This is a genomic window from Salinisphaera sp. RV14 (genome assembly GCF_052044135.1).
Lineage (GTDB): Bacteria > Pseudomonadota > Gammaproteobacteria > Nevskiales > Salinisphaeraceae > Salinisphaera.
Window position 1 is genome coordinate 164,037 of record NZ_JBQDYF010000007.1, and the last position, 18,763, is coordinate 182,799.

The following is an 18,763-nucleotide window of genomic DNA, read 5'->3' on the forward strand; positions in this document are numbered from 1 at the left end:
TATTCATCACCCTGTTCCGGCGCTTTTGGTCGCCATGCCCCGTTGCGGCCATTGGCCTTATTCGCGGAAAGGCACGATCGACGCGCGTCGCCCGACAGGACAAAACCGCGCGAAATCCATCGCGCGAATCGACGTGAGGCCACACTAGCCGTTGCCGTTGCCGCTGCTCGCCGCGTTGACCGTCAGGTGCGCGATACCGCCCCCGCTGGTATGTCCGGCGACGTCCACCGGCTGCCCACCGATGGTCACTTTCACCCCGGGCGCATAGCCGAGCGTGATCTTGTACGGCGGTGTGCCGTTGAATTCCTTGGTATCACCGGACTGGAAGATGCCCGATGCCATGCGATCACCGTTGGCATCGGTCACGCGCACCCACGACCGCTTGCTGAACTTGAGCACGAGACGGTTGGGCGGCACGGCCGGTGGCGCGTTCTGCTGCGCTGGCTCGGCGCCCGACGCGGTTGAATTATCACCCGCCGGGCTCGGCGTGGTGGTGAGGCCAAGCGACTGATTGACGTTGCGCCCGCCGGGCTGCTTGCCGGTACGCGACGAGCCGCTGTTACCGCCAACCACGCTGGGCGTGATGCTGTTGTCGGCCCCTGTCGCAACGGCGCCTTGACTGTTCGTGCCGCCGCCGGCTTTGCTGGCGTTACTGCTGCTACCCCCACCCGTACTGTTGGTTCTACTGGTGCCGGCACTGCTGACACTGGGGCTGCTGGTCGTGGGTTCGCTGCTGGGCGCGCCGCTGCCGCCAGTGCTGTTCGATGAACTGGATGAATTGAACTCGAAGGATTTCGCGCTTTGATTGGGCTGACTGGGCTGAACGGCATTGCCACTGCTGCTGTTGCCGGTGATCGCGCCCGGCACGCCAGTGGACGGCAGCACGAACACGACCGCCGCGACCACGGCCACAACGATGAGCGCAAGAATCAACAGCCCCCGGAAGCGGAAGCCGCCACCCGGGGTCACATCCTGCGGAATAATGCCGGCGCCAACCGAGCGGTGATCGAGCCGCGGCTTCGGCGCTGCCTCGCCCACCAGCGCCGTATAGGCCGCCATCAGCCGATCGACGTTCAGATCGAGGACCTTGGCGCACTGGCGATAGTAGCCGCGCGCGAACACCGGCTGCGACAACGCCTGGAAATCGTTCTCCTCGAGCGCATCGATCGTGTGGCGGCTGAGCCGGGTCTGCGCACAGAGATCCGCGACGGTGTAATCGTGTGCGAGACGCCCCTCACGCAGAATTTCGCCCGGGGTGAGGCCCTCGGACTTGTTGCGCGTCAGGCCCGGCGACGCCGCTTCGTCCTCGGCGCGCGGGGCCAGGCCCGGCTCTTTTGGTTCATCGAATTGATCGTCGTGCGTTGCGTTCATTGACGCGATGACTCCAGTTGGCTCAGCGATCGGCTTGCCGTCGGCTTGTTCGCATTGTGGCGCTTGAGATAGGCCGCCGCGGCGGACCGGTCGTGCAGCGCCAGTTCGATACGCGCGGCCAGCAACAGCTGGGCGGCATCGAGCTTGGTCGCAGCGTCGGCGCGTTCGATGAACGCGCGCGCGCTCAAGTAATTCTGCGCATGGTATTCGATTGAGGCCAGATGCGTCAGGGCTGTCGCCTGTTTCGGATCGGCCTTGAGTGCGCGACGGAAATATTGGGCAGCCTGTTTCGTGCGCTTCGCCCGGTACAGGCACAGGCCGGCGTTGGCCAGGCTGTCAGCGCGATCGCCCGAACTCCCGGCATTCAGTGCGCGCTTGAAATTAGCCAGGCCCTGATCGGTCTTGCCTTGCTCACAGAGAAAGGCAGCGTAGCTGTTGTAAACCTCGGCCGCCGGCCTTATCGACAGCGTCTTCTTGAAATACCGTTTCGCCCGAGCCGGCTCGTCGAGCCGCTCGCTCACGACCGCCATGCCCCAATTGGCGGTGAAGTTATCGGCGTCGTATTGCAGTGCCTTTTGAAAGGCCTGTCGAGCGCGGTCGTTCTGCCCCTTGTGCAAAAAGTTGGCACCCACGTTGGCATTCGCCGCGGCCGCGTCCTGGCGATTGACGCCGCCGTCCGTCGCACAACCGGCCGCCGACAGCAGCGCCGCCAGCACAACCGGAGCGACCAGCGCAACCAGACGTCGGCTCATACGCGCGGAGCCGGCCGGGATTCGACACGAATCGGCACGTCGCGGAAATGCCGTTTCTGCTTGCTGCGCACGCGGCCGACGAGCTGCCCGCAGGCGGCGTCGATATCGTCGCCGCGCGTTCGCCGCACGGTGGTGCGCAGCCCCCGGGCATGCAGCGCATCCTGGAAGGCGCGGATGCTCGCCTCGGGCGGGCGCTCGTAGCCCGAACCGTCGAATGGATTGAAGGGAATGAGGTTGACCTTGGCCTGCCGGTTACCGAGCAGCCGGACCAGATTGCGGGCATGCTCGGGCTGGTCGTTGACGCCGGCCAGCAGCACGTATTCATAGACCACGTGGGCCCGGCGCTCCTTGCCCTCGACGTAGCGATCGCAGGCCGCCATCAGCTCGTCGAGCGGATACTTGCGGTTGATCGGCACCAACTCGTCGCGTAGCGCATCGGTCGGCGCATGCAGCGATACCGCCAGAGCCACGTCCACCTCGGCACGCAGCCGGTCCATGAACGGCACCATGCCGGAGGTCGACACCGTCACCCGCCGCTTGGACAGGCCGAAGCCGTAGTCGTCGAGCAGGATACGGATCGCCGGCACCACCGCGCGGTAGTTGGCCAGCGGCTCGCCCATGCCCATGAAGACGATGTTCGACAGCGCGCGTTCGCCGTGCACCTTGCCCTGGGCACGCAGGTCATGTTCGGCCATCCAGACCTGACCGACGATTTCGGCCGTGGTCAGATTCCGGTTCAGCCCCTGCTTGCCGGTAGCGCAGAAGGAACAGTCCAGCGCGCAGCCGATCTGCGACGAGATGCACAGCGTCGCGCGATCGGCCTCGGGAATATAGACCGCCTCGATGGCGTTATCCGGATCCATGTCCTCGGTGACCGCGAGCAGCCACTTGCGCGTACCGTCGCGGCTGGCCTGTTCGCGAATACGGGCCGGCGGCCGGATCTCCGCGATCTCTGGCAGGCGTTCCCGCAGTTTCTTGGACAGGTCGGTCATGGCCGCGAAATCGGTCACGCCGCGGGCATAGATCCACTGCATGACCTGCTTTGCCCGAAATGCCGATTCACCATGCTGCTTGAAAAACGCCGACATGGCCTCCCGGTCGAGGCCGAACAGATTGACACGCGTACCGCTGGCGGTCGCGCTGGTTCGGGTCGGGGTCAGGTTGTCGCTGTCGGCATTCGTCATGGCGAATCGGTCCGGATAGGCTTCGGTTCGGCGCCTGCGCCTAGCGCGGGCAGAGGCCGCCCTGGCCGAAGAAGAAATCGATCTCGGTCGCGGCGGTGTCCTGGCCGTCCGAGCCGTGTACGGCGTTGGCGTCGATGGAATCGGCGAAATCGCCGCGGATGGTGCCGGCCTCGGCTTCCTTCGGGTTGGTCGCGCCCATCAGGTCGCGGTTCCTGGCGATGGCGTTCTCGCCTTCCAGAACCTGGACCATGACCGGGCCGGAGATCATGAACTCGACCAGCGCGTTGAAAAACGGGCGCTCGGAATGCACGGCGTAGAACTGCTCGGCATCTTCCCGCGACAGCTGCATCATGCGGGCGCCGATGATCTTGAGATCGGCATTCTCGAAACGGCGATAAATCTCACCGATCACGTTCTTGGCGACTGCGTCGGGTTTGATGATCGACAGGGTGCGCTCGACGGCCATGGATTCTCCTACTGAAACAATACGATGGATGATATACGCCGCACGCATGATGCATGTGCGCGCGGATAACCTCGCATTGTATCGCGGACACGCGTGCCCTGTCAGGGTATCGAACGAATCGAATCGATGGCGAACGCCGGACCGCGCGAACGCCCGGCGCCCGCCCGGCCACTACACCATGAACGACTCGCCACAGCCGCAGGCGTTCCTGGCCCGCGGATTGTCGAACCGGAACATGCGGTTCAGGCCTTCGGAACGGAAATCGACGATCGTGCCCGCGAGTACCTGCATATGCTTGCGGGCCACCACCACACGCGCCCCATGGCCCTCGAAAACATCGTCGTCGTCGTCGATCTCGTCGGCATAGTCCATGGTGTACATGTAACCGCTGCAGCCGGACTTGCGGACACCCAGGCGCAGACCCAGACCATGTCCGCGTTTTTCAAGCTGATACCGGATCCGCGCCGCGGCGGCTTCGGTCAGCACCAGACCTTCGGTTTGCAGTGTTGTTTCGCTCATAACGCTATCGTCCCAGATTGATCATCGCGTTGGCCAACGCGTCGATCGCCACCAACCCAGCGTATCGCTGTGTCGGCGTCAGAGCCAACGCCTTCTCGACATCGGCCAATGTAAGAATACGCGCAAATTCGGCCGTCTGGCCAGTCACCTGTTCACAGACCCAGTCGGCACAGGCCACGACCACCGGCGGGCCGAACGCCGCGAACGCCGCGCGCAGCCGGGCGGCGTCGTCGCGCGCCAGGAACACGCGGCAACGCGCGTCCTCGCCGGGCGTTTCGGCGGCGCCGCTGGCCGGCCAGCCCGCGGCTGTTTCCGGCGCGACGGCCCGGGCCGGGCGCAGAAAACGTGCCATGATCGTTTCGCTGGCCAGCATGCGATTCAAACCGCCGCGGCCAGCGCACGCAGCCGCGTCACTTCGTCCGTGAACCGCTGCCCCGCCGCCGCAATGGCCGCGTCATCCACCCCGGGGCCCAGGGAAAAACGAATGGTCGCGGCCGCTTCGCGGGGCGAGCGGCCCATGGCACGGGCCACATGCGAGGACTCGCCCTTGGCCGCACTGCAGGCCGCGCCGGCCGATACCGCAAGCTCGGGCTCACCTTCGTTGAGCCCCGCCACCAGCGCCGCGCCGTGCACGCCGCTCACGCTCACGCTCAGAAACGGCGCCGCGGTGTGTTCCGGGCGCCCGTTGCGATACAGGCCGCCGACGGGCACGATGGCGTCCCACAATGCGTCGCGCAGGCGCGCCCATGCCGGCTGTGCCGCCACGCCGTGCCGTGCCGCATGTGCCGCCGCCGCGCCAAAACCGGCAATCTGGTGCGTGGGCAGCGTGCCGGCGCGCAGGCCGCGCTGCTGTCCGCCGCCGATGACCTGGGGCACAAGCCCGATGCGCGGCACGCGCCGACGGATATACAGCGCGCCGACGCCCTTCGGGCCGCCGATCTTGTGCGCCGACAACGACATCAGCGCGATCGGCGTCCGCCTCACGTCGATCGCGAGCCGCGCCAGGCTTTGCGCCGCGTCCACATGCAGGGCGACGCCGGCTGCCGCGCATTGCTCGGCGATCGCCGGAATATCGTGGATCACGCCGGTTTCGTTGTTGACGTGCATGACCGAAACCAGATCCGGGCCCTGCGCCAGGGCGGCCGCCAGCTCGCCCGCGTCGATCGCGCCGCCCTCGTCGACCGGCAGCCAGTCGACCGTCACCCCTTTTTTCGCAAGCACACCGAGCGTGTCGCGGGTGGCCGGGTGCTCGGTCACGACGGAAACGATGCGCGCACCGTCGCCCACGAACTCGGCCACGCCGCGCAGCGCCAGATTCGACGATTCGGTCGCACCGGAGGTCCAGACGATCTCGCGCGGTTCGGCGCCGATCAGCGCGGCCAGCGTCTCGCCGGCGGCGTCCACCCGCGCCCGGGCGCGCCGTCCCGGCGGGTGCGGCGACGACGGATTGCCGGCGGCGTCCACCAGCGCCTCGTGCATGGCCTCGGCCACGCCCGGCGCCAGCGGCGCGGTGGCCGCATGGTCGAGATAGATCGCGGCGCGCATATCAGACGTGATCGGTTTCCGGGTGCTTTTCGTCAAGACGCGCGCCGAGCCGCCGGGTGAGTTGTTCCAACTCGTCCTGCCGCCGCTCCAGCGCATCGATGTGATCGAGCATGGCGTCGATGCCGCGCGCGACCGGATCGGGCATGTCCTGGGTCACGCCATACATCGAGAAACCGATCCGATCCGCGGTTTCCTTGCGCCGGTCCTCGGGCGTGCCGTCCTTGCACTTGACCAGCTTGGCCGGCACGCCCACGGCGGTGCAGCCGGGCGGGACTTCCTTGACCACGACAGCGTTCGACCCGATACGTGCGCCCTGGCCCACCGTGAACGGCCCGAGCACCTTGGCACCGGCGCCGACGACCACATCGTTCTCGAGCGTCGGATGACGCTTGCCCGGGCTCCAGCTGGTGCCCCCCAGGGTCACGCCCTGATAGATCGTGCAATCGTCGCCAATGATGGTGGTCTCGCCGATCGTGACACCGAAGCCATGGTCGATGAAAAACCGACGCCCGATCACGGCACCGGGATGAATCTCGATGCCCGTGACCCAGCGCGACAGATGCGAAATGAATCGTGCGATCCATTTCATGCCGTGGTTCCAGCACCAGTGGGCAACGCGATGCCACCAGATCGCATGCAGCCCGGGATAGGTGAAGATGACTTCCCATACGCTGCGGGCCGCCGGGTCGCGCTCGAATACCGTATCCAGATCTTCCTTAAAGCGAGCAAACATCGGCTAACCCCAAACGTGGCGCCGCGGATAGGGGCGCGCGGCCTGTCGCCGGCGCGCCATGGCGCGCATGGACCAAACGTAGACGACTATTTCGGGCCGAAAACGCCAGGATCAAGTGTAGCGCCCACGTCCAGTGGGCGGCACGCGCTATCGATCGTCGCCCGCGCCCGGCTTGCGGTTGGGCAGACGACGCGGATCCAGCGCGCGCAGCGCGCCGCGCAGGATGTTGGTCTCGATGCGATCCGGCGCGGCGCGATTGAACAGCCGCCGCAGCCGCCGCATGAGGATGCGCGGCTCGCTCGGATCGAGAAACCCCGCAGCGACCAGCACATCGTGCCAGTGCTGGAACAGGCCTTCCATATCGGCGGCCGGAACCGGCACGTGCACCTCGCCCGCGGCGATGCCGTGACCGCTGGCCACACGCAACTCATAAGCCACGACCTGCACCGCCGCCGCCAGATTGAGCGAGCTGTACTCGGGATTGGTCGGCACCTGAAGATGCAGCTGGCAACGATCCAGTTCGGCGTTGTTCAGTCCGGAGCGTTCACGCCCGAATACCAGCGCCACCGGCCCGTTGGCGGTGGCCGCGACCGCGCGCACGGCCGCGGCGCGTGCATCGATCAACGGCCACTGGGTTCGACGACTGCGAGCGCTCGTGCCGATGGTCAGCACACAATCCGCCAGCGCCTGATCCAGCGTGTCGTGCCGATGCGCACCAGCCAGCACATCGTCGGCCCCGGAGGCGCGCGCGGTGGCCTCGGGGTCCGGATAACGCTCGGGCGCGACCAGAGCCAGGTCCGACAAGCCCATAACCTTCATTGCGCGTGCTGCCGCACCGATATTGCCGGGATGCTGCGCGCCCACGAGTACGATGCGCAGGCGGGATAGCACGGCCGCGTCGGGCCTCGGGTTCTGGGGCGCGGAATCGCTCATCAAGGGACGTGGCAGCGGGGAAAAACAGAGCGCTAATGTTACGCTAGCTTCTTTTTAGGCGCCCGCTTCATGCAACCCCTGACCAATATCGCAGTCACCGCCGCGCGGCGTGCCGGTGACGTCATCCTGTCCTACTACCGCCGCGGCGATACCGGCCAGGTGACCCGGAAAGCCGAGAACGATTTCGTGACCGAGGCCGACCAGCGCGCCGAAGCCACAATCATCGACACCATCCGGCGCAACTACCCGGGGCATGCGTTTCTGGCCGAGGAATCGGGCGAGACCGGCGACTCGGACACGGTCTGGGTGATCGACCCGATCGACGGCACCATGAACTTCATGCGCGGCATTCCGCATTTCTGCGTGTCGATCGGCTGTCGCGTCAACGGCGTGGTCGAGCACGGCGTGATCTACGACCCGGTCAAGGACGAGCTGTTCATCGCCGAGCGTGGCAAGGGGGCGAGCGTCGACGGCCACCGGATGCGCGTGTCGAACACGGTACGCCTGCGTGAATCGATGCTGTCCACCGGTTTCGCCTACCGCCGTCAGGGCGATATCACGACTTATCTGCCGCTGTACAACCGCATGCTGTCGGCCTGCGGGCACATGCGGCACTCCGGGTCCGCCGCGCTCGACCTGGCCTATGTGGCGGCCGGCCGGCTCGACGGCTACTGGGAAATCGGGCTGTCGGCCTGGGATCTGGCCGCCGGCATGCTCATGGTCCGCGCCGCCGGCGGCATCGCATCCGATGCGCACGACAACGACGCTGATCCGCTGGAGACCGGCAATATCCTCGCGACCAACCCCAAGCTCTACCCGCAGATGCTCGACAAGATCGTGAAAACCCCGCGCGGCGGGCGCTGATCGCGGCACGTCCTGGCCCAGCCCGCGCCCGTCCGGATGCGGCCCGCGTCATTCAGCACGGCGCGACCGGCATGCGATTCGGATTTCTCGTCTTTGACGACCCATGAAGGGCTTGACCGGCTCGGCCGCCGGGAACTGATCGGCGTTCGGGCCAACCCGGCGCAGGGCCGAGCGAACGCATGCTGGTCGGCCAGCGCACGGACGGCATCCGCTGCGCCAAGGGCCTCCGGCTGCTGCCGGGCGACGCCGCGTTCGATGCATTGCTCGTGCCCGGCCATGCTGGCGTTGGTGCGCGCGCATCCCGCGCGTGCGCCGCTGCTGTCGGTGTGCACCAGGGCGCTGATTCCGGTCGGCGCCGGCCTGCTCGAAGGCCGCCCCAACTACGCTTCGCTCGATCGACTGGCCGGCGACGAAGCCGTTCAGGTCGTCGAGCAACGTGATGTTCGCGACGAGAACATCGGGATCTGGGCCGGCATTTCCGCCGGCATGCATATGACGCCGGCCTATATCGCCGCCACCGCGGGCGCCGACACGACCGGGCGCGCCCAGCGCCGGGCCGAGTCCTGCCCCGATGGCATCCGCCACGGCGACCCGGCCATTGATGCCGACATGCCGGCGTACATCCACGCCACATGGAGATAGCCGCTGGGCCGTCGATGACGGCCCCTCCTGGGTGCCCGCGCGCCGTCCGCCGGGCGGCGTACCGATCAGCGCGTAACCTTGGCGGCCTTCGCTGCGTCCTCTTCCTTGGGCGGGAACAGGTCCTGGGCATTGAGCTTGAAGTACAGCGCCAGCGCGCTGGCCACGAAAATCGACGAGTAGGTGCCGGTGATGATACCCACCAACAGCGCCGCAGCGAAGCCGTGGATGACCGGGCCGCCGAGGAAGAACAGCGCCAGCAGCGTCATCAGCGTGGTGCCGGAGGTCATCAGCGTACGCGCCAGCGTCTGGTTGATGGCGGCATTGGCGACTTCCTTCGGCGTGGCCTTGCGCATGCGGCGGAAGTTCTCGCGGATGCGGTCGTAGACCACGATGGTATCGTTGAGCGAGTAGCCGAGCACGGCCAGCAGCGCGGCCAGCACGGTCAGATCGAAATCCATGTGCGTGAGCGAAAACACGCCGAGCGTGACGACGATATCGTGCACCAGCGCGGCCACGGCGCCGGTGGCGAGTTTCCAGTGAAAGCGGAAGATCACATAGATGAGAATCGCGATCACGGTGTAGAGCAGCGCCAGCGCGCCCTTGTTGACCAGCTCGCTACCGACCTGCGGGCCGACGAACTCCACCGATTGCAGCTGCGCGCCCGGCGGCCCGGATTTGAGCGCATCCATCACCTTGCCGCCGACCGAGGCCGCCTTCTTCTGCCCGGCCGAGGCCGGCAGACGAATCAGCGCGGTCTCGGCGCTGCCGAAGTGCTGAACCGTGGGCTGCGCGTACCCGGCCGCGCTGAGCGCACTGCGCACCTTGTTCAGGCTGACCTCGTGCGGGTATTGCACGTGCACGACGACACCGCCGGTGAAATCGATACCGAACGACAACTTACCGACGCCCAGCGATACACAGGACACCAGCAGCACGATCGCGGACACGATCACCGCATATCGGCCCTTGCCGATGAAATCGATCGAGGTGTTGGACTTGATCAGACGCATAGCACGGGTCCTAGATCGAGAGCTTTTTGAGCCGCTTGCGGCGGCCGTACGTCAGATTGACGATCGCGCGCGTACCGATAATGGCAGTGAACATCGAAGTCACGATGCCCAGGCTGAGCGTCACCGCGAAGCCCTTGACCGGGCCGGTACCGAAGCCGAACAGCATGAGGGCCGCGATCAGCGTCGTGATATTGGCATCGAAGATCGAACTGAAGGCTTTGTCATAGCCGCTCTTGATCGCCGACTGCGGCGTGTTGCCCGCATCCAGCTCTTCGCGTATGCGCTCGAAGATCAGCACGTTGGCGTCCACCGCCATGCCGATCGTCAGCACGATACCGGCAATGCCCGGCAGCGTGAGCGTGGCCTGCATGATCGACAGCGCGGCTATCACCAGCACCAGATTCATGAACAGCGCCAGATCCGCAATCAAACCGAATATGCCGTAGTAGATCGCCATGAAGGCGACCACCACCAGAAAACCGACCACCACCGCGCGTTCACCCTCGGCAATATTGTCGGCGCCCAGGCTCGGGCCGATGGTGCGCTCGGATACGATATTCACCGGTGCGGCCAGGGCGCCGGCACGCAGCAACAGCGCGAGATCGTGTGCCTCGCCCCGCTGCAGTCCCGTGGTCTGGAAGCGCTTGCCGAACGCACTCTGGATGTTGGCCACACTGATCACCCGCTGATCCTTGTGCTGGGTGGTGACCCTCTTGCCGTTCTTGTAATGCGTCTCCAGGCGAGTCTCGGTGTAGAGCACCGCCATCGGATCACCGACGTGCGATGAGGTCACGTTGAACATCTTGCTGGCCGCCTGGCCGTCGAGTGTCACGAAAACGGCCGGCTGGTTGGTTTTCTGATCGAAGCCGGCCGAGGCATCGACGATCTGGTCGCCCGATGCGATGACGTCATCCTTGAGCAGGATCGGCTGACCGTTTTTGGTGTGGTACAGCTGATCGCCGGACGGAATATTGCCCGTTTTGGCGGCCTGCTGCGCATCATGCTTCTGATCCACCAGGCGATACTGCAGTGTCGCGGTCTTGCCGAGCAGACGCTTGGCCTGGGCCGTGTCCTGCACGCCCGGCAGCTCGACCACGATGCGGTCCTGCCCCTGGCGCTGCACCAGCGGCTGGGACACACCGAGTTCGTTGACGCGGTTGCGCAGCGTGGTGAGGTTCTGCTCGAGCGCGAAGTTGCGGATATGCTGGGCGCGGCTGTCGGTGAGCGTCGCGACCAGCGTGTTGTCCGCGTTCGGCGCCTGCTTGAACTGCAGGTTGTTGAACTGGCTCGGCAACGCGTTCTTGGCCTGGTGCATGGCCGCGGCGCCGGGAAACACGAGCTTGACCGAGTCACCGTCGCGGTAGGCGCGCTGGTAGCGGATCGAATGGTTGCGCAGGTAGTGCGGCACATCGCGGGCATAGCGATCGTAGGTGTTCTTGAACACCGTATCCATATCGACCTGGAGCAGGAAGTGCACGCCCCCGCGCAAATCCAGGCCCAGCGACATGGGCCGGGCCTTGATCGCCCGCAGCCAGGCCGGCGTGGAGGGCGCCAGATTGAGCGCCACTGTGTAGTTATCGCCCAGCTTGCGCTTGAGGACACCGGCCGCCTTGAGCTGGGCGTCGGTACCGCCGTAACGCGCCAGCAGGCGGCCGTCGTTGAGCGTGACGGTCTGGGCTGCCATGTCCGCGTTGGACAGAATGCTCTTGACGCGGCTCTCGAGCTGCCGGGTCGCGGCATTGCCGTTGGCCTTGGAGACCTGCACCGCCGGCTGTTCGCCGAACAGGTTGGGCAACGCATACAGTACGCCGACGACCAGCACGACGACGAGCAGAAAATATTTCCACAGCGGATAACGGTTCATAAGGCCCCGATCAATCGCAAAACGCAGGTCGCTCGCCGAGCGAACTTACAGCGAATCCATCGTGCCCTTGGGCACCACGCTGGTGACGGACGACTTCTGAACGCGGATCTCCACATCCTTGGCCACTTCCACGACCAGGAAATTCTCGCCGACCTCGCGAATGCGGCCGGCCACGCCGCCGGCGGTGACGATCTCGCTGCCTTTCGACAGACTCTCGATCAGCTTCTTGTGTTCCTTCTGCCGCTTCATCTGCGGACGGATCACCAGGAAGAACATGATCGCGAAGAAAACCACGATCATGCCGATCGAATAGATGGCGCTGCCGCCTTCGGCACCACCGCCCGCGGCGTGTGCAACGGGAATCAGAAAATCCATAATAAAAAGCCCTCGTCCTCAGGTTACGCGGACTGCGCCGCAAACAAGCCGCACAGTATGCCATAGGGTTTGTTGCCGCCCGACTACCCGGGCCGCCGATGCACGGTGTCAGCCGCCACCATATCCGCCATGGGCGGCCTGTGGTGTTCCGTGGCCTTCCGCCCCGGTGAAGAAATCGCGCATGAAGGCCGCGTAGTCGCCCGCCTCGATCGCCGCGCGGATCCGCTGCATCAATCTTTGGTAGTAAGCCAGGTTGTGCCAGGTGTTCAAACGCGACGCCAGAATCTCGCCACAGCGGAACAGGTGATGCAGATAGGCCCGGCTGTAGTGCCGGCAGGTATAACAGTCACAGGCCGCATCCAGCGGCGCCGTATCGTGCTTGTACACGGCGTTCTTGATCTTGAGCACACCCTCGTGGGTGAACAGGTAGCCGTTGCGCGCGTTGCGCGTGGGCATGACGCAATCGAACATGTCGATGCCATAGGCCACGGACGCGACCAGATCGGCCGGCGTGCCAACCCCCATCAGATAGCGCGGCGCATCGGCCGGTGTTTTCGGCAGCACGCCTTCCAGCACCGCAGCCTTGTCGTCCCAGCCTTCGCCCACCGAAACGCCGCCGATGGCATAGCCGTCGAAGCCGATATCCACCAGCGCGGCCATGGATTCGGCGCGTAGATCCGCGAATACACTGCCCTGGTTGATGCCGAACAGCTTGTTGCCGGACTCGCCGTGCGCTTCACGACAGCGCGCGGCCCAACGCATCGACAGCTGCATCGACTGGGCGGCGTCGGCCTTGGGCACCGGATAGTCGGTGCATTCATCCAGGCACATGACGATATCGGCGTTCAGCGCATGCTGGACCTCGATCGAACGCTCCGGGGAAAGATACTGGCGCGAGCCGTCGAGCGGCGACCGGAATGCCACGCCGTCCTCGCCCAGTTTACGCATCTCGGCCAGCGACCAGACCTGGAAGCCGCCGGAATCGGTCAGGATCGGCCGCTCCCAGTGCATGAAGCGATGCAGGCCGCCATGCGCGCCGACGATCTCGGTACCGGGGCGCAGCATCAGGTGATAGGTATTGCCGAGCACGATCTCGGCGCCAAGCGCCGTCAGCTCCTCGGGCGTCATGCCCTTGACGGTGCCATAGGTCCCGACCGGCATGAAGGCCGGTGTTTCGACCGTGCCGTGCGGCAGATGCAGGCGGCCGCGGCGCGCATCGCCGTCCCGGCCCAGAGCTTCGTAGATCATGGCGGCGCAGTTTAGACACGCGCGCCCGGCGCGTCGACCGGCGCGTCGACCGGCGCGGCTGATGCGGACGCCGTCGCATCGCGGTTGACGTGATTCAATGCCGGGCCCCGGTGATCGCATCTTCGATTGAGCCGGGCACAATGCTGTGTCTAGACTGGGCCGCCACCGCCGCCATCGCCATCGCAGAACAGGTCGTTCCATGCCGCCCATCGCTCGCTCATCCGGCCTCGCCGCGACCCTGTTCGCGACTGTCCTGCTGTGGAGTTCCATCGCGACCGCGGCCGGCGCCGGCCGTGCCGCCCTGCCCGATCTCCGTGCGCTGGCGCAGCATGCCCGAGTCAGCGCGTTCGTGGTCCGTCTACGCGACATGCAGCCGATCGCTGCGCTGAACCCCGACGAACGGCTGCGCCCGGCCTCGGTCAGCAAATTGTTTTCAGCCTCGGCGGCATTGCAGCAGTTCGGCCCGGCCCATCGCTTCACCTCGCGCTTCGCCAGTCACGGGGCCATCAGTCATGGCACGCTCAACGGCGATCTCGTGTTCGTCGGCGGCGGCGACCCGTCGCTGGACAACCGGCGTCTGCACGAACTGGTGATGCGGCTCAAGGCCCGCGGCGTGGACAAGGTCAGCGGCAATCTCGTGATCGACCAGGGCCTTTGGGGGAAGGTACCGTGCCTGACCCAGGACCGCTGCGACGCCCACGAACGCGCCTCGCACGCCTATAGCGCCCCGCTGTCGTCGGCCGGCGTGAACTTCGGCACCGTCATGGCGACGGTCTACCCGGGCAACACCGCCGGCGCGCCAACCCGCGCCGTGCTGCACCCCGAAGATCTGCCGGGCTACCGTATCGACAATCAGGTCAAGACGGTCGCCGCCGGCGCCAAGACCGGCCTGATGGCCTGGCGCACCTACGACGGCCACCGCTCCACGCTGCACATCCGCGGCACACTGGCGACCGGGCACGGCCCCTACGACTTCCAGCGCGCGGTAACCGGCGCCGCAGCAGAAACGGCGAGGGTGTTGTCTGCGATGCTGGCCAACGCGGGCATCCCTGTCGCCGGCACGGTCACCACCCGCAGCGGCAATGTCAACGCGGACGGCACCACGCTGGCGCGGGTGCAAAGCGCATCGCTGGCCGAGCAGCTGATTCCGATGATGGCGTATTCGAACAATTACATGGCCGACACATTGACGCTCGACGTCGCCGCGAACAGTGGTCAGAGCCGCCCGTTGTCGCTGCCGCGCGCGTCGCAGGCGCTCGAAGCCCTGTCGGCGCGCGCCAACGCATTCGTCTACCCCAAGGCCGCGGCCGGTCACGCGATCTTCGACAGCGGCAGCGGGCTGTCGCTGGGCAACCGTGTCTCCGCCCGCGACCTCGTCTCCCTGCTCGCTTACATGTTCCACCAGAACGCCCTGTTCCCCGCGTTCTACGGCAGCCTGCCGGTGCCGGCCTCGGCCCCGTCGAAAACACTCAAACGCGGCAATGCCGACTTCGAGACGCGACTGGTCGCCAAGACCGGCACGCTCAGCGACCCGGTCACCGTGCGCGCCCTGGCCGGCTATTTTCGCCTCGCCGATGGCGGATTCGCGGCATACGGCATCGTGATCAACGGGACCAGATCCGACCCGCACCTGACCTATCGCCAGACCGTGATGGCCTACCAGGACGATCTGGAAGGCATCCTGGCTCGACATTGAGGCGCCCGGGCGACACGCTTTCCTCGCACCGCCGCTCGCAGGTATACTCCGCACTCGCTGCGCCCGGGTGGCGGAACTGGTAGACGCGTCGGATTCAAAATCCGATTTTGGAAACAAAGTGCGAGTTCGAGTCTCGCCCCGGGCACCACGATTCAAAAGCGCTGTCCTCTGCCCACAATCGTAATCTTCATGGTGTGGCGCTGTAGCCGGCACATCGACTGCAAGCAGGCAGACAAGGCGTTGCGCGGGTTGCGACCCGAATCCAGGCGCTGATCGATTGATCGGCGTGCATGTTCGCACCGGCAAGTCGCTGCGGTGCGCTGCCATGGCTTATCATTCCTGAGTCGCCTTCGTGAAACCGGGACCGGAAATCGTTCAAAAAGGACCAAAATCGCGTCGGGATAAACAACCCGTGTCGAGCGGCGTGGCGGGCCTGGACGCCGTGCTCCACGGTGGTTTTGTGCCCCGTCGCGCTTATCTGGTTGCCGGCGGGCCTGGCAGCGGCAAGACCACACTGGGACTGCATTTCCTGACTGCGATCCAGGGCGAACCGGCACTATTGGTCAGTCTTGGCGAGGCGGCGGACGACATCCGCGCCGACGCCGAAAGCATCGGCCTGGATCTGTCCACGATCACGCTGCTCGATCTTACGCCAGGACATGCCGACGGCGACCACGCCAGTTACAAATTGCTGGAACCCTGGGAGGCCGAGGCCCCGGACCTGCGCGAGCGCATCGATTCGGTCTGCCCGGATGGCCTGCCGCAGCGCATATTCATTGATGCTCTGAGCCAGTTCCGCCACCTCGTGCCCGATGCCTTCCAGTTCCGTAAGCAGGTCATGGCGTTGCTGCAATACCTCACGGCTGCCGGTGCGACCGTCGTTTTCACGGCTGAACAGGGCTCGGCGGCGGATGACGACCTGCAATACCTGGGGGACGGCATCCTGAAGCTCGAGCAGGGCCCGGACGGGCGAGCACTGCATATCGTCAAGCGCCGCGGCGCGGGTTTTGCCGAAGGCCGGCATGCCGTGCGCCTCGATAGCCACGGGATGCAGGTCTATCCGCGCCTGGTTCCCGAGGACCACCAGCAGACGTTTGTCGCCGAGACGATTCCTTTCGGGCTGGCCGAACTCGATGCGCTGACCGGGGGCGGATTGCAACGGGGCACCGTCACCCTGGTCTCCGGGCCATCGGGTGTCGGCAAGACATCGCTCGGGGCCCATGTGATGGGCGAGGCAGCGCGCCGGGGGGAGCGCTCGGTCATCTTCACCTTCGAGGAGCGGGTCGGCACCCTCAGCCATCGTTGCGAGCAGATCGGCATCCCGATAAGCCAGATGATCGACACCGGTACGCTCGCGGTTCGAGAGATCGAGCCGTTGCGGTACATGCCCGAGGAATTCGCCTGCAGCGTCCAGCGCGAGGTGGAAGAACGCGGCGTCCGAATGGTCATGCTCGACAGCCTCTCGGGCTATCGTCAGTCCGTACGCGGCCGGGACATCACGCCGCATATCCATGCGCTTTGCCGGTATCTTTCGAATATGGGCGTCACCGTGCTGCTGATCAACGAGATCAGCGCCATAGCCGGCGGCGAGGTCCGCGTGAGTGAATACGGTATCAGCTATCTGGCGGACGCCGTGCTCATGCTGCGCTACATGGAGCTTGACGGCGAGTTGCGCAAGACCATCGGCACCCTCAAGAAGCGTACCGGCGATTTCGAGAAGACGCTGCGCCATTTCAACATCACCCGTAACGGCCTCAGCGTGGGCGCCCCCATCAAAGGGATGCGCGGCATCATCAGCGGCATGCCTGAGTTGCTGGACAACGCGTAGGGTCTGCGGATGACACCAGACTCTGGCGTAGCGTCAGCGACGGAAGACACCGGGGCACGGGTCGGCGTGGCCATCCGCTCGGATGGCGATTACCGGCTGCTTGCGCGGCTGCTGGCACCGGACGATGGCCTGACCCTGATCCGCCTGCAGCAGGACGACGGGCTGGATTCCGTCAGGCTGGATCTGCTCATCGTCGATGCGTTATCGTTTCGGCGTCTGCGCGAGCCGATCATGCGGCGACGCGAAGAAGCCGGGCTGGTCGTGCTCCCGGTGCTGGTACTCGCGTCACAGAATAAAGGCGCGACGGGACCGCTACCGGCAGAGCTGGGATCTTCGATAGAGGATATTCTGCGTCTTCCGACGACCGGTCCTGAACTGCGTGCGCGTATTTCCAATCTGCTGCACCTGCGGGCGCTTTCCCAGCGCCAGTACCTCGCCCACGACGCGACGCGTCGGGAGCTCAGCGGACTGAGCCGAGCGCTGCGTACGCTGCACGCCTGCAACGAGATCATGCTGCGCAAGACCACCGAGGAGGGATTGCTCGGTGCGATCTGCCGCATGATCGCTCAGTTCGAGGGATATTCCCTGGCCTGGGTCGGTTTTCTGGAGGATGAAACCGGCTCGCAAAGCGCCGGCAACATCCGAAAAGTCGCCATCGCCGGCCCTGCCGCCGAGTTTGCCCGAAGCACTCGAGTGGAGGTAGGCGCCCCCGCTCGGGGACAGGGACCCTCCGGGCGTGCCATTACCACGGGTGAAACTCAGATCGCCGCCGACCTCGCCCTGGACGCCAGCGTTGAACCCTGGCGCGAAGAAATCAGGGCCTGGGGCCTGGGCGCCATGATCGCGCTGCCGCTCAAGCCGAGCGCGGGGCCGCCGGGTGTGTTGAGCGTGTTCTCGGCGCACAGCGGCGATTTCGAAGGCGAGGTACGCAAACTGCTCGAACGTCTGGCCGCGAACCTCACGTTCGGGCTGGACAAGTTGCAGATGCAGCGTGAGCGCGAGCGTCAGGCGGATGAGATTCGCCAGCTCGCCTATCACGATCCGCTCACGGGGCTGCCCAACCGGCGTTTTCTGCTGCAACAGTTCCACCAGGATCACACGGCGCGAATCGCCCAAGGGGGCAAACCGAAGGCGGCGGCCGTGCTGTTCATCGATATCAACGATTTCAAGCTGGTCAACGATGCGCTGGGGCATGTGGCGGGCGATCACATGCTGCGCAGCGTCAGTCAGCGTATTCAGGGCACCCTGCGTCAGAGGGACTGGGTGACGCGCCAGGGTGGCGATGAGTTCATTGCGATCATGATGGACAACCCACGGCGTGCGCTTGCCGCCGAGGACCCTGAACAGAGCGTGCGACGCCTGGCCGAAGCCGCGGAGACGCTGGCAACACGCATCATCCGGATTCTGCGTCGTCCTTTCGATATCGAGGGATTCAACCACCGTATCGGTGCGAGTATCGGCATCAGCCTGTTCCCCTACTACAGCGCGGACCCCGAATCGGTGATCAGCCAGGCCGACACCGCAATGTACCAGGCCAAACAGGCCGGCAACGGTATCGCCTTCTATTCCCCGGAGACGGCGCAGAGGCGCCAGCGGCGTTTCACGCTCGAAGCGCGCTTGCACCATGCGTTGGAGCACGAAGAATTCAGCCTGCACTATCAGCCGCTGTGGGAGACCACGACCGGACGGGTCGTGGGCGTGGAGGCCCTGCTGCGCTGGCAGGATAGCGAAGG

At 65.6% G+C, this 18,763-nt stretch carries 18 protein-coding genes and 1 tRNA gene; 6 read left to right on the forward strand and 13 right to left on the reverse strand.

The window, feature by feature from the left end; translation table 11 throughout:
* Positions 1-144: 144 nt before the first annotated feature.
* The 9 genes from ACS8Y6_RS09730 to ACS8Y6_RS09770 form a co-directional block, all read right to left on the reverse strand.
* Positions 145-1,371 carry a helix-turn-helix domain-containing protein gene (locus tag ACS8Y6_RS09730; protein WP_440850273.1) on the reverse strand — a complete coding sequence of 409 codons (1,227 nt, stop codon included), beginning with the start codon at positions 1,369-1,371 and terminating at the stop codon, positions 145-147.
* Positions 1,368-2,123, reverse strand: a complete 756-nt coding sequence (gene pilW, locus ACS8Y6_RS09735) for a type IV pilus biogenesis/stability protein PilW (RefSeq protein ID WP_440850272.1) — start codon at positions 2,121-2,123, stop codon at positions 1,368-1,370. The genes ACS8Y6_RS09730 and pilW overlap by 4 nt, the downstream gene beginning before the upstream one ends.
* Positions 2,120-3,307, reverse strand: coding sequence for a 23S rRNA (adenine(2503)-C(2))-methyltransferase RlmN (gene rlmN, locus ACS8Y6_RS09740; protein WP_440850271.1), 1,188 nt, complete (start codon positions 3,305-3,307; stop codon positions 2,120-2,122). Before rlmN ends, pilW begins: the two co-directional genes overlap by 4 nt.
* A 40-nt stretch (positions 3,308-3,347) precedes the next feature.
* On the reverse strand, positions 3,348-3,773 hold the full coding sequence (gene ndk, locus ACS8Y6_RS09745; RefSeq protein ID WP_440850270.1) for a nucleoside-diphosphate kinase: 426 nt from the start codon (positions 3,771-3,773) through the stop codon (positions 3,348-3,350).
* Between the two features lie 171 nt (positions 3,774-3,944).
* On the reverse strand, positions 3,945-4,292 hold the full coding sequence (locus tag ACS8Y6_RS09750; protein WP_440850269.1) for a HesB/IscA family protein: 348 nt from the start codon (positions 4,290-4,292) through the stop codon (positions 3,945-3,947).
* 4 nt (positions 4,293-4,296) lie between these two features.
* Positions 4,297-4,665 carry an iron-sulfur cluster assembly scaffold protein gene (locus ACS8Y6_RS09755; RefSeq protein ID WP_440855459.1) on the reverse strand — a complete coding sequence of 123 codons (369 nt, stop codon included), beginning with the start codon at positions 4,663-4,665 and terminating at the stop codon, positions 4,297-4,299.
* Positions 4,666-4,670: 5 nt separating this feature from the next.
* Positions 4,671-5,837, reverse strand: coding sequence for a cysteine desulfurase family protein (locus tag ACS8Y6_RS09760; protein WP_440855460.1), 1,167 nt, complete (start codon positions 5,835-5,837; stop codon positions 4,671-4,673).
* A 1-nt stretch (position 5,838) separates the two neighbouring features.
* Positions 5,839-6,570 (reverse strand): serine O-acetyltransferase, encoded by a 732-nt coding sequence (cysE, locus tag ACS8Y6_RS09765; RefSeq protein WP_440850266.1) that lies wholly within the window; start codon positions 6,568-6,570, stop codon positions 5,839-5,841.
* A gap of 147 nt (positions 6,571-6,717) precedes the next feature.
* Complete coding sequence (locus ACS8Y6_RS09770; RefSeq protein ID WP_440850265.1) at positions 6,718-7,503, reverse strand: RNA methyltransferase; 786 nt, start codon at positions 7,501-7,503, stop codon at positions 6,718-6,720.
* Between the two features lie 69 nt (positions 7,504-7,572).
* Between ACS8Y6_RS09770 and ACS8Y6_RS09775 the strand changes: the two genes are divergently transcribed.
* Together ACS8Y6_RS09775 and ACS8Y6_RS09780 are read left to right on the forward strand one after the other, a co-directional pair.
* On the forward strand, positions 7,573-8,367 hold the full coding sequence (locus tag ACS8Y6_RS09775; protein WP_109995012.1) for an inositol monophosphatase family protein: 795 nt from the start codon (positions 7,573-7,575) through the stop codon (positions 8,365-8,367).
* 276 nt (positions 8,368-8,643) lie between these two features.
* Positions 8,644-9,009 carry a hypothetical protein gene (locus tag ACS8Y6_RS09780; RefSeq protein WP_440855461.1) on the forward strand — a complete coding sequence of 122 codons (366 nt, stop codon included), beginning with the start codon at positions 8,644-8,646 and terminating at the stop codon, positions 9,007-9,009.
* A gap of 65 nt (positions 9,010-9,074) precedes the next feature.
* Here ACS8Y6_RS09780 and secF read toward each other — a convergent pair whose 3' ends face one another.
* The 4 genes from secF to tgt all read right to left on the reverse strand — a co-directional run bounded on the left by secF (position 9,075) and on the right by tgt (position 13,506).
* The gene (gene secF / locus ACS8Y6_RS09785; RefSeq protein ID WP_440850262.1) at positions 9,075-10,019 is read right to left on the reverse strand and encodes a protein translocase subunit SecF; all 945 of its coding nucleotides are present in this window, start codon (positions 10,017-10,019) and stop codon (positions 9,075-9,077) included.
* Positions 10,020-10,029: 10 nt separating this feature from the next.
* Entirely contained in the window at positions 10,030-11,883 is a 1,854-nt protein-coding gene (gene secD / locus ACS8Y6_RS09790) for a protein translocase subunit SecD (protein ID WP_440855462.1), read from the reverse strand.
* Positions 11,884-11,928: 45 nt separating this feature from the next.
* Positions 11,929-12,258 (reverse strand): preprotein translocase subunit YajC, encoded by a 330-nt coding sequence (gene yajC, locus ACS8Y6_RS09795; protein ID WP_109995016.1) that lies wholly within the window; start codon positions 12,256-12,258, stop codon positions 11,929-11,931.
* Positions 12,259-12,366: 108 nt separating this feature from the next.
* Positions 12,367-13,506 (reverse strand): tRNA guanosine(34) transglycosylase Tgt, encoded by a 1,140-nt coding sequence (gene tgt / locus ACS8Y6_RS09800; RefSeq protein ID WP_440855463.1) that lies wholly within the window; start codon positions 13,504-13,506, stop codon positions 12,367-12,369.
* A gap of 199 nt (positions 13,507-13,705) precedes the next feature.
* Between tgt and dacB the strand changes: the two genes are divergently transcribed.
* The 4 genes from dacB to ACS8Y6_RS09820 all read left to right on the forward strand — a co-directional run.
* Positions 13,706-15,202: a D-alanyl-D-alanine carboxypeptidase/D-alanyl-D-alanine endopeptidase gene (dacB, locus tag ACS8Y6_RS09805; protein WP_440855464.1), complete on the forward strand. Its 1,497-nt coding sequence runs from the start codon at positions 13,706-13,708 to the stop codon at positions 15,200-15,202.
* 61 nt (positions 15,203-15,263) lie between these two features.
* Positions 15,264-15,350 (forward strand) — tRNA-Leu (locus ACS8Y6_RS09810).
* Between the two features lie 264 nt (positions 15,351-15,614).
* Complete coding sequence (locus tag ACS8Y6_RS09815; protein WP_440855465.1) at positions 15,615-17,030, forward strand: ATPase domain-containing protein; 1,416 nt, start codon at positions 15,615-15,617, stop codon at positions 17,028-17,030.
* Between the two features lie 9 nt (positions 17,031-17,039).
* On the forward strand, positions 17,040-18,763 hold a 1,724-nt coding region (locus tag ACS8Y6_RS09820; protein WP_440855466.1), incomplete at its 3' end, for a diguanylate cyclase domain-containing protein.